Source organism: Neglectibacter sp. CSJ-5, assembly GCF_032490475.1.
Lineage (GTDB): Bacteria > Bacillota > Clostridia > Oscillospirales > Acutalibacteraceae > Hominenteromicrobium > Hominenteromicrobium mulieris.
The window spans coordinates 334,655-345,070 of sequence record NZ_JAVYJC010000002.1; the positions used below are offsets into that span (position 1 = coordinate 334,655).

At 46.7% G+C, this 10,416-nt stretch carries 12 protein-coding genes and 1 pseudogene; 1 reads left to right on the top strand and 12 read right to left on the bottom strand.

What is annotated here, in order from left to right:
* Positions 1 to 41: 41 nt before the first annotated feature.
* From R2K26_RS05695 to R2K26_RS05715, 5 genes are all read right to left on the bottom strand, one after another.
* Entirely contained in the window at positions 42 to 806 is a 765-nt protein-coding gene (locus R2K26_RS05695) for a Nif3-like dinuclear metal center hexameric protein (protein ID WP_316519163.1), read from the bottom strand.
* Complete coding sequence (locus tag R2K26_RS05700; RefSeq protein ID WP_316519164.1) at positions 803 to 1,513, bottom strand: class I SAM-dependent methyltransferase; 711 nt, start codon at positions 1,511 to 1,513, stop codon at positions 803 to 805. The genes R2K26_RS05695 and R2K26_RS05700 overlap by 4 nt, the downstream gene beginning before the upstream one ends.
* A gap of 34 nt (positions 1,514 to 1,547) precedes the next feature.
* Entirely contained in the window at positions 1,548 to 1,748 is a 201-nt protein-coding gene (locus R2K26_RS05705; protein ID WP_316519165.1) for a DUF1858 domain-containing protein, read from the bottom strand.
* Between the two features lie 177 nt (positions 1,749 to 1,925).
* Positions 1,926 to 2,204 (bottom strand): zinc-ribbon domain containing protein, encoded by a 279-nt coding sequence (locus R2K26_RS05710; protein WP_176820484.1) that lies wholly within the window; start codon positions 2,202 to 2,204, stop codon positions 1,926 to 1,928.
* Between the two features lie 146 nt (positions 2,205 to 2,350).
* Positions 2,351 to 2,995: a sigma-70 family RNA polymerase sigma factor gene (locus R2K26_RS05715; RefSeq protein WP_316519166.1), complete on the bottom strand. Its 645-nt coding sequence runs from the start codon at positions 2,993 to 2,995 to the stop codon at positions 2,351 to 2,353.
* A gap of 155 nt (positions 2,996 to 3,150) precedes the next feature.
* Between R2K26_RS05715 and R2K26_RS05720 the strand changes: the two genes are divergently transcribed.
* Entirely contained in the window at positions 3,151 to 4,677 is a 1,527-nt protein-coding gene (locus tag R2K26_RS05720) for a YifB family Mg chelatase-like AAA ATPase (protein ID WP_316519167.1), read from the top strand.
* A gap of 105 nt (positions 4,678 to 4,782) precedes the next feature.
* On the opposite strand, the gene R2K26_RS05725 is transcribed toward R2K26_RS05720, so the two are convergent.
* From R2K26_RS05725 to R2K26_RS05755, 7 genes and pseudogenes are all read right to left on the bottom strand, one after another.
* Positions 4,783 to 5,241, bottom strand: coding sequence for a low molecular weight protein-tyrosine-phosphatase (locus tag R2K26_RS05725; protein ID WP_316519168.1), 459 nt, complete (start codon positions 5,239 to 5,241; stop codon positions 4,783 to 4,785).
* Positions 5,242 to 5,473: 232 nt separating this feature from the next.
* A pseudogene (locus R2K26_RS05730) lies at positions 5,474 to 5,644 on the bottom strand (tyrosine-type recombinase/integrase); the annotation flags it as partial.
* Between the two features lie 120 nt (positions 5,645 to 5,764).
* Positions 5,765 to 7,342 (bottom strand): recombinase family protein, encoded by a 1,578-nt coding sequence (locus R2K26_RS05735; RefSeq protein ID WP_316519169.1) that lies wholly within the window; start codon positions 7,340 to 7,342, stop codon positions 5,765 to 5,767.
* Positions 7,339 to 9,030, bottom strand: coding sequence for a recombinase family protein (locus R2K26_RS05740; protein ID WP_316519170.1), 1,692 nt, complete (start codon positions 9,028 to 9,030; stop codon positions 7,339 to 7,341). Before R2K26_RS05740 ends, R2K26_RS05735 begins: the two co-directional genes overlap by 4 nt.
* Position 9,031: 1 nt before the next feature.
* Positions 9,032 to 9,295, bottom strand: a complete 264-nt coding sequence (locus R2K26_RS05745; protein ID WP_316519171.1) for a DUF4368 domain-containing protein — start codon at positions 9,293 to 9,295, stop codon at positions 9,032 to 9,034.
* Positions 9,288 to 9,677: a zinc ribbon domain-containing protein gene (locus R2K26_RS05750; RefSeq protein WP_316519172.1), complete on the bottom strand. Its 390-nt coding sequence runs from the start codon at positions 9,675 to 9,677 to the stop codon at positions 9,288 to 9,290. The genes R2K26_RS05745 and R2K26_RS05750 overlap by 8 nt, the downstream gene beginning before the upstream one ends.
* A gap of 290 nt (positions 9,678 to 9,967) precedes the next feature.
* A complete protein-coding gene (locus R2K26_RS05755) occupies positions 9,968 to 10,156 on the bottom strand; it encodes a hypothetical protein (RefSeq protein ID WP_316519173.1) in 189 nt (62 codons plus the stop codon).
* Between the last annotated feature and the right edge of the window lie 260 nt (positions 10,157 to 10,416).

The following is a 10,416-nucleotide window of genomic DNA, read 5'->3' on the forward strand; positions in this document are numbered from 1 at the left end:
TATAAAACCATCGCTTTTAAAAAGCGCCTTTCTGTTCTGTTTCAAAGCGTTTCCATCGGCGGGCGTTCACTTTCGGAAACGATAAATTCCACACCCGGGCAGGCTGTGTCAAGATACGCTTTCAGCCGCTCGCGGTACGGCAGCTCCGTGTGGTAGTGCCCGGCTTCATACAAAACCAGTCCCGCCTGCTGCGCCGCGATGGCCTCGTGGTGCTTCACTTCGCCGGTGACGAACGCGTCCGCGCCCTTTGCCTGCGCTGCAAGGGCATAGTCTCCCCCGGCACCGCCAACGACCGCGACTGTGCGGAGCATTTTGCTGACCGCCGTGCAGCGCACCGCCGAAAGCCCCAGCGCTTCCTTAATGTGCGCAGCAAAGTCCTCCGTTGTCATTTCTTCCGGCAGCTCGCCCATGTAGGCAATGTCCGTTTCGCCCTCTTTTAAAATGCCGCGGACGTTTTGCAGTCCCAACTTGCGGCAAAGCGCATCGTTCACGCCGTAGGGATATGCCATATCGAGATTCGTGTGCGCACTGATGACCGCAATGCCGCTCTGCACAAGCGCATAGATGATGTTCTGCGGCTGCACGGTACGCAGCGGGTTAAAGATCACCGGGTGGTGGCTGATGATGAGCTCCACGCCGATGCTTTTCGCCTCACGCAGAACGCGCGGCGTGACATCCAAGCAAAGCAACGTCTTTGTGACCTCGACATTTTCATCACCGACCAGAATACCGACGTTATCAAAATCCATTGCCGCTTGAAACGGCGCAATACGGTCTATGGCATCATAGATCTCTCGAACGGTCATGCGTTCTCCTCCTCGCCGTACAGGTCTAAAAGCATTTGCAGCAAAATTTCCAGCGCGCTGCTGTCCGCGCCGCCGTGCCGCATGCCCTTGATCTTATTTTCGATGTTGTGCCGCACGCTTTTGGCATAACGTGCGCTGAACGGACTGCCGGGTTTGATCTGCCCCATATATAAATCAATCAGCTTTAAATTATCCCGCTTTTGATCGGTATAGTACACGGACATCACGGAGTAAATTTTATCACTATCTACTACCGCTTCTTCGCGGTCAATCGTAAAGCCCAGCGCGGCAAGTCCCTCTCTAAGCTGCATGGCGGTCGTCATCGGTTGCAAAACAAGGTGCTTATCCATCGCGCACAGCCATGGCGCTTCCGAGATGATACGCAAAATAAGTTCACCGCCCATGCCGGCGATGACAATGTCCTCCGCCTCATCCGGCAGCACCCCGTGCAGACCGTCTGCACACACAAAGTGCATTTTGTTCGCCACACCGCAGCGCGAAGCATTGTTCACGGCGCTTTCCAGCGGCCCTTTGTGAACATCAACCGCAACGGCAAACGGTATCTTGCCGCTTTGCAGCAAACAGACCGGCACATAGCCGTGGTCTGTACCGATATCGGCAAGTTTTTTGCCTTCCCGCACAAAATCTGCACATTTTTGCAGACGCGCGCCAAGGGTGGGTGCTCGTTCTATTCTGTTTTGTTCCATGAGTTCCTCCGAATTGCCGGATCGGCGAATTTGCTTATTTTGCGGCGAAGCGCGCGTTAAATGCTGCTGCGAACTGCTCTGCATCCATACCATGCACCGCACAGGCCTCTGCAACTGTTTCGCCGCGTGCGGCGGGACATTCCATGCAATGCATGCCCGCTTCCCTGAAAAACACTGCGGCCTCTGTCTCCCGCCGCAGAATATCGCCGATGATGGTATCAACCGTAATGTGCATAAAACATCCCCCTTTAAAGATATTTAACCAATTTAATTATACGATGCATAAGTTTGTTTTGCAAGGTGTATCACGGCTTTCCGCGTAAATATCGTAAATATTTATAAAGCAATATTTGTCTTTGAACTGCAAAATGCCCGGCAGTCTCCCGCCGGGCACCGATATGCGTTTTAAAGCTTATCTTTCTTCCTTCATGCGTGCAAAGCACTCGCTGCAATAGACCGGACGGTCCTCACGCGGCTTGAAGGGAACGGTTGCTTCCTTGCCGCAGGCGGCGCAGACAGCCGTGTACATCTCACGTTCCGGCTTTGCTGCATTCTTGCGGTTCTGGCGGCATGCCTTGCATCTCTGCGGCTCGTTCTCGAAGCCCTTGGATGCGTAAAATTCCTGCTCGCCGGCTGTGAATACAAATTCTTTGCCGCATTCCTTGCAGATCAGGGTCTTGTCTTCGTACATGTGTTTTTACCTCGCTTTGGTCATAATAGAATAGAATGAGTTTTGCCCCCGGCGGATTTGCACCGCTTCATTGAAAAACAACGCCATGAACTGTGGAAGGGCATATACATACATATAAATATATAGAAAAGATATCCGCGCGAAAGTCATCCTTTGGCGTCATTGTTTTTCTGCCGCAGCTTTTTGCGTACACGCGCCATCGCGTTATCGAACGCACGCGCCGAAATGCCGAGTTTTCTCTCTGCTTCCTGCCGCTTATAGCCGCCAAGATACAAAGAAAGCACACGCAGCTCAAAATCGGAAAGTGAAATATGGATAGCGGAAAGCAGCCGGTCCATCTCGTCACGGCTCTCCAAAAGCGTTTGCGGGTCGGAAAGGCGGTCTGCCCCAAGGTCTTCCATCTCCTCAATGGGCACAGCGTTATTGAGGAAAGAATTTTTCAGACTGGAGCTACGCCGCACGGCGCTGACGATTCGATTGTTGATGCACCGTCCGGCATACGTTTCAAACGACGTCCTTTCGCTCGGCTTATAGGAATTCGCCGCATCTAAAAGCCCCAAAAGCCCCTCCTGGTACAGATCTTCCCGCTCAAGGGAAAAAATCTCGCGAAAACTGCACGCCTTGATGCGGATGACCTTCAGGTAGCGCGCCGCAAGCTCCGAAAACGCCGCGTCATCTCCGTTTTGAAAACGAAGTGCCAGCGCCTCATCGCTGAGCGGTATACTATTTTTCTGCCCGGTTTCCTGCATGAGAACGCTCCAAATGACTACTGTTTCTTTATCATACTCCAAACCCTTACAGAAGTCAAGACAAATCTTCCTATACTGTACAAAAATGCTCGACCGAATTTTTACATTTATATCTATCCTGCAAACTTAAACTTCTATTGCTAAAATTCGACAAAAAGTATATAATGCAGACAAGAACTGCGAAAGGCGGTAAAAATATGGTATCAAAAGCATTCAGCATGGGACTTTTCGGCATGCACGCGTTCAAAGTGGAAGTGGAATGTGACCTTTCTGCCGGTCTGCCTGCCTTTGACCTTGTCGGCCTGCCGGACGCCGCCGTAAAGGAATCGCGCAATCGCGTGCGCGCCGCACTGAAAAACTGCGGGTTCGATTTCCCCGTCAGCCGCATCACGATGAACCTTGCCCCTGCCGACGTGCGCAAAGAGGGTCCCGTTTACGACCTGCCGCTGCTCATCGCTTTATTAAAAGCCACCGGCCAGCTGAATGTCAACACGGACGACTGCATTTTTGCGGGCGAGCTTTCGCTTTCCGGTGCGCTGCATCCTGTGCGCGGTGTGCTCTCCATGGCGATAGAAGCCGGAAAGCTCGGCTACACGCGCATGTTTGTGCCTGCGGAAAACGCCTATGAAGCCGCCGTTGTGACCGGGCTTTCGGTCTACCCTGTGCCGGACGTGTTCACACTCATCGACCATCTGCGCGGTACAAAGCCGATTCTGCCCGCCGCGCCGTACCACAGCGATCCGAAAAATCAGCCGCCGCTGCCGGACTTCGCCGATGTAAAAGGACAGGCACAGGCAAAGCGCGCTTTAGAGATTGCCGCAAGCGGCGGGCACAACGTGCTGCTCATCGGCTCGCCCGGTTCCGGCAAAAGCATGCTTGCAAAGCGGCTGCCGTCCATTCTGCCGCAAATGTGCTTTGAGGAAATGATCGAAACGACCGAAATTCACTCCGTTGCGGGACTTCTGCCGAGCAACACCGCGCTCATTGAAACGCGCCCCTTCCGCTCGCCGCACCATACCATCTCCGGCCCGGGGCTTTCAGGCGGCGGGTCTATCCCCCGCCCCGGCGAGATCTCCCTCGCACACAACGGCGTGCTGTTTTTGGATGAGCTGCCGGAGTTTTCGCGCAGCTCCATGGAGACGCTGCGCCAGCCGCTTGAGGACGGCGTTGTGACCGTCTCGCGCGTGAACGGCACGGTCTCTTTCCCGTGTAAATTCATGCTCGTCGCCGCCATGAACCCCTGCCCATGCGGCTATTACGGTCACCCCACACGCCCGTGCACCTGCTCGGAGACCGCCGTGGCACGGTACCTCGGCCGCGTTTCCGGGCCACTGCTCGACCGTATCGACCTGCACATTGAAGTGCCGCCGGTCGATTTTCGCGACCTCTCGAACGCCGCAAAGGAGGAAAGCTCCGCGTCCATCAAAGCGCGTGTGGATGCCGCACGGGATATTCAAAACAAGCGTTTTGCGAACACCGGCATCACCTGCAATGCACAGATTCCGCCGGAAATGCTGCATGAAGTCTGCCGCACCGCGCCTGCTGCCGATGCCCTGCTGAAAAACGCATTTGAAAAATTCGGGCTTTCCGCCCGCGCCTACGACCGTGTGCTAAAGGTTTCGCGCACCATCGCCGACCTTGATAACAGCCGCGACATCGAAGCGCGCCATGCCGCCGAGGCCGTGCGCTACCGCACGCTCGACCGCAAATATTGGACAAGATAGAATTATACAAACTAAAAAGCAGTTCTTCCTCACGGAGGTCACATCGCGTCAGCTGTGAAAATTCTGCCGTTTACTTCAATACTCCGCTTCTTTGTGCTTTTCCGTTCATCCCGAAATCTCCTTCAAAAGCGCGGTGCAGCCTTCATAAACATTGCGCCAGGTCGCTTCAAAATCGCCGGTGTACCACGGGTCAGCCACGTCGCCGGGGCGTTCGGTGTGCTCCATCAGCAACGAGAATTTATGCTCCGGGTCACCTCCGCAAATACGCTGCATGCCGCGCAGATTGGAGCTGTCCATGCCGATGATGTAGTCAAACTTATCATAATCCGCACGCGTCATCTGGCGCGCCGCATGGCCGCCGCAGCGAATGCCGTGTTCCAAAAGCTTGCGCTTTGCGGGCGGATACACCGGGTTGCCGAGTTCCTCTCGGCTCACCGCCGCCGAAGCAATCTCAAATGCGCCTCTTTTCCCCGCTTTTGCCGCAAGGTCTTTCATCACAAACTCCGCCATCGGGCTGCGGCAGATATTGCCGTGGCAAACAAATAATATTTTGATTTTTCCCATATTTCCTTTATTTTCAGGCTTTTCAAGCCTTTTTACCTTTCTTTATTTTCACCTTATCTTGGCATATTTTGGCATATCTTTGCATATTTTTGTCAGCAATTTTGGTAAATTCTTTGGTAAATTTCAAGTCTGTACCAAAGGCTTTTCTGCCATTGGGAATCGACAGGTAAGAAATGGGGGATTAGGATAAATACTGGCATCCAGCCATTTTTCTCTCATTTTCATCAGGTTATTATGAATTGATTGCTTTTTGAAAATCTTCCTGTGCATCCTGAAATTTAACATGAGTATAGGTATTCATCGTAACACTGATATCAGAATGTCCCATTATATACTGGAGCATCTTCGGATTCATTCCCGACTTAGCCATATTAGAACAAAACGTATGGCGACACACATGTGGATGTGTCAAGTATAGGACAAAAAAATTTTATTTTTTTCTGCCGAAGACTATCTGACGCTTCCATCAGGTAGTCCCAGCACCTTTATTATCTTATGATAAGTCATTCTTGTCCTGCTCAAGTTACCTCTGTTCCGAAAAAATATCGTCAAAATTCCATTCGATTTCAATTTCATCCTGACTATGAACACGAATCACCTTGATAATCTCACGCAACTTCTCTGTATCGAACTTCTGAATTCCCAAGAAATCTTTTAGTTTTATTTTATCAGAAAGTTCGTTTTGTTCAAGAAGCTTTTTACTATTCTCTGCATCTTCTATCTTTCGTTTTATTTCATCCAGCTGTACACTTATCTTTTCAGCTCTCTGCTTATACAAATCACGATCTATACGACCATCTTTATAATCATCATAGAGCTTCATCTTTTCCGAGGTCAACTGTCGGCTCTGTTTTTGCAATTCTGAGGTATTGATCTCTTTGTAGTCGCATTGCCTTTTGGCAGATACTTTCTTTTCTTTTTCCAACATTGACGCTGCATACTGATGAACAAGCCCAAGGATATTCTCCTCCAGCGGTTTCCGCCGGATCACCAGACTTCGACACACAGGATCTCCATTGGTTCGGGCATCTGAGCATTTCAGCAGATGCTCTGTTTCTTTTAACAGAGAATGCCCACAGTTGGCACATAGCAGCAATGCCGGCTGTTTTTTACGTCTTTCCAGAGTAAAATTAGTGCGTGACTCTGCAACACTTCTCTTCTTTTTCGGATGCATTTCATTTGCTTTTTCAAACAATGCCCTGTCTATAATTGCCGTATGATGATTTTCCAGGCGAACCCATTCTGTTTCCTCATTTAGAACTGCTTTATGACCGGTATGCATACTGCAACGTGTTTTTCCCCAGATTCTGGTTCCAATATAAATCTCATCCCGTACAATTGCCGCTACTGTCGTAGGGCTCCAGTGTTTCTTTTTAATCGTGTCAAACCTCTGGAACTGCACCTGATCCCCTCTTGATAATTTCTGCTCATCACAAGTGGCAATCGCCTGTCTGTTCAATTCCCTTGTAATATCTGCAAAACTTGTTCCCTCTGCTGCCATCTGAAAAATCATTTTCACAACTTTTGCAGCTTCCGGATCAACTTCCAGCCTTCCATCTTTTCCTTTTTTATAGCCATATCTGGCATTTACCGGAAGACGTGTGCCGTTTTTTGTTCTTGTCTGCATTGCTGATGAAATTTTCTTGGACAAATCCAGGCTATACATATTGTATACCAGATTCTGCAATGCTACATTCATTCCACCAGTCATTCCGCTGCTTGCTGCACTGTCATAGCTGTCATTAATCGAAATAAATCGTATTTGTAGAAGTGGGAAAATATATTCAATATAAAATCCAACTTCCAGATAGTCTCTTCCGAATCTGGAAAAGTCTTTTACAACTACACAGCCGATTTCTCCGCTTTTCATGTCATCCTGCAGCTGTTGAAATCCATGCCGTTTAAAATGAGTACCGCTGACACCGTCATCCACATATTCCAGGATGTCAGCCTCAGCTACACCCAGCTGATCAAGCACAAATGATTTTAACAGAATTCTCTGAGAAGTTACACTGTCGCTCTCTTTTTTGGCTCTGCCATCTACATTGTCATCTTCTGCGGATAAACGGATATAAACAGCTGTTTTTCTATGCTCTGTCATCTTGACTGCGCCTCCTTCTCTTTCTTTAATTTCTGTAAATCTGCAAACTGATCGTCATATACCAGCTTGATCTCATAATCATACTTACCATGGATAATAATTGAATCCACAAAGGCATCTGCCATTTCTTTTGTCAGCTTACGCTTTGACATATAAGTATGTATCACATTTCCCCAGCCTTCTTCAATGTGGTAATCCTGGGAATACCGAACCTGTGCCGCCAATACAGTGTCCAGACGGCTCTTGATATTCTCAATTTCATTGGAATAGATCCGAGAAAACTGTATGTACTCTTCTTCTGTAATCAAACGTTCCGAGTAATCTTCATATAAATCCGATTTACGCTTACTGATACGGCTCAGTTCCCGTCGAAGTTTCCCCACTTCTTTATCCAAAAGCAGGTACTGTGTCTGATTTTTGGAAGCTGTATTCATTTCCTGAATCAATTTTTCCGTATCCAATACGGTTTTCATATGCGTTTGGATCAGGCGAAGAACATCGTCATCCACATATTCTTTTCTGACTCTGTGCCCTTTACATTGCTTTCCCCCTGATTTATGGTTGGTATTGGCTCCGCAAATATAAAAGAATGTGCCATTTCTTTCTCTGGACAACGTCATGCGGTTGCCACAGCCTCCACACCATATCTTTCCTGTATAGAAATTATGATTTCGAATATCCCCATTGTTCTGCTGATGTCTCTTCTTATACGCTTCCGTATATTCCTGGATTTTAGATTGTACCTGCTGAAACAACTCTCTATCTATAATTCCTTCATGTGTATTCTCCACATGCAGCCATTCACTCTTTGGTCGGTTTCTCTGTTTATTTCCCCGAAAAACACTTTGCTGGTATTTCCCAAATACAGAATCACCTGTGCAATGAACATCCTGAAGTACTCGCTTCACTTCATAATTGTTCCAGGGTTTTGACCCCGGAAGAGGCTTTTCACCGGTTTTATAGAATTTTCTCTGTAAAGTCGGTGATAAAACCCCATCTTTATTGAGCTGTCTTGCAATATCACTATAGCTCCTGCCATCCATATACATAGAAAATATACTTCTCAAATGTTCTGCTGCTTCTTCATCAACGATCAACTGATGATGGTCCTCTTCTGACTTTCTGTAACCATACGGTTCCCAGGCACTTGTAAATTTTCCCTTTTTCCAAAGCGCTTTTTTTGCGCTGCTGCTCTTTTTGGCAAGGTCTTTCGAATAGAACTCATTGATAATATTCTTCAGTGGAACTGTAAGATCCACCCCCTCTCTGAAGGAATCGAAATCATCTGTCACAGCCAGGAATCTCACATGGAAAAACGGAAAGACTCGTTCAATATAATTGCTGGTTTCGACATAATTTTCTCCAAGTCTTGACAGATCTTTTACGATCACACAGTTGATTTTTCCATGCTTGATATCTTCCATCATCTGTACGAATCCAGGACGGTCAAAATTTGTACCTGAATAGTCAGAGTCCTTATAAACTTCCGCAACCGAAATATCTTCCGTATCTGCCACAAAATTTTTCATCAATTCCACCTGGGTTTCTATCGTTCCTCTTTCTAAGGTTTCTTCTGTTTCCATTGAAATTCTGGCATACAATCCTGCCCGGAACGGTCTGCTCACCTCTGTCTGAACGGTTGCACTGCTGACTACTTCCGGAATGTTTTTCCTGCTCTTTCGTGCCATTTTATACAACCTCCTTTACCTTGACCTGCAGATTGTTATTATCATCTATTACCATATCAACTCCCATAGCAGGTAATTGATTCAGCAATGTCTGATAACAATCATCAAAATCAAAAGTGATCTCTATATTCTTTTTATCGTATACTCTAATTTGCCTGATCAGTTCTACCACCACTGTGCGTGACAGTTCTTCAATATCCTGATACTTCACAAAATAATCCAGCCAGGTATTGGCTTTGTCTGCTTTTTCCAGCTCACTATCCATTTCTTTCTGGATCGCACGGATACTCCTCTTCCGCATTTCTAAGCCGCTTTCCATAGGCTGCATGAAGCTCTACATAGTCTTCTTTTGATACAATGCCCTCTTTCATATCCGAATAGAGCATCATCCGTAACTCCTTACAGCGTTCTGTCTCCTGCTTTTTCTTCTCCAGCCGGTCCTGCAACTTCTTCATATTGATCTCCTGAAATGGCACAGTACCAATAAATTCCAGGATTCTTTTCAGGTGCAGGATATTTTGGATATGCTGTTTCAGCATCACCAGTACGGCATCTTCCAGATCCTTTTCCGGTATTCTGTGACTGGAACAGCGTTTTGTTTCTTTATTTGTGGAACATAGATAATAAGCATATTTTTTTCCTGCCACAGTGGAAACCTTTCTTGTCATATCAATATACGGTGGTAGAGAATTCCATTTCGAAAAGAAGGTTTGTCCATAACAGATTCTGTTCTTGCATTTATAACTAGATTCTTTCCTTGTGACAATGGATAGCCCCACTTGCAGACATCCAGTTTCAATCCATGTTCTGATTTTTCAATGATCGGTGTACATTGTTTGGAAAGATATCTCCTGCAAAACGTTTCTGCCGGACTCGTTGGTCTATATCATGCACTACTTTTTCGATTTTATCTGCCATATCAGAATCAATAAAATATCTACCACACATTATCATCATTTTCCTTTGAATATTGATCGACTGTACATATTGCATCAATTTCTTTTAACTTCAATTCTTTTCCGACATAGTATCGTAAAAATTTGTCTTTTAATACATACTTATCATCCCGAAATACAACCGTGACAGGCTTATCAAAATGTCCACGTTCTTTATAATATTCAATCATAGAATCAATTTTCTTTTCTGCTGGCCTATTCTTTTTAAAACATGGTGGAACTTCAATTTGATTTATAGGAAGGCTTCTTATCCCATCAAAGTATTCTGATTGTGTCGTTGTGATTTTTCTGTGCTTTTCATTTTCACTATTTCTAAGATAAATCTCTGCATTTTTTCCTACATTTTCAACACAGTTAATATTATAGCACTTATTTTTCTTCTCTTTGTATATACAGGATATCTGAAGTAATAGATTGCTTGATTGTTGTC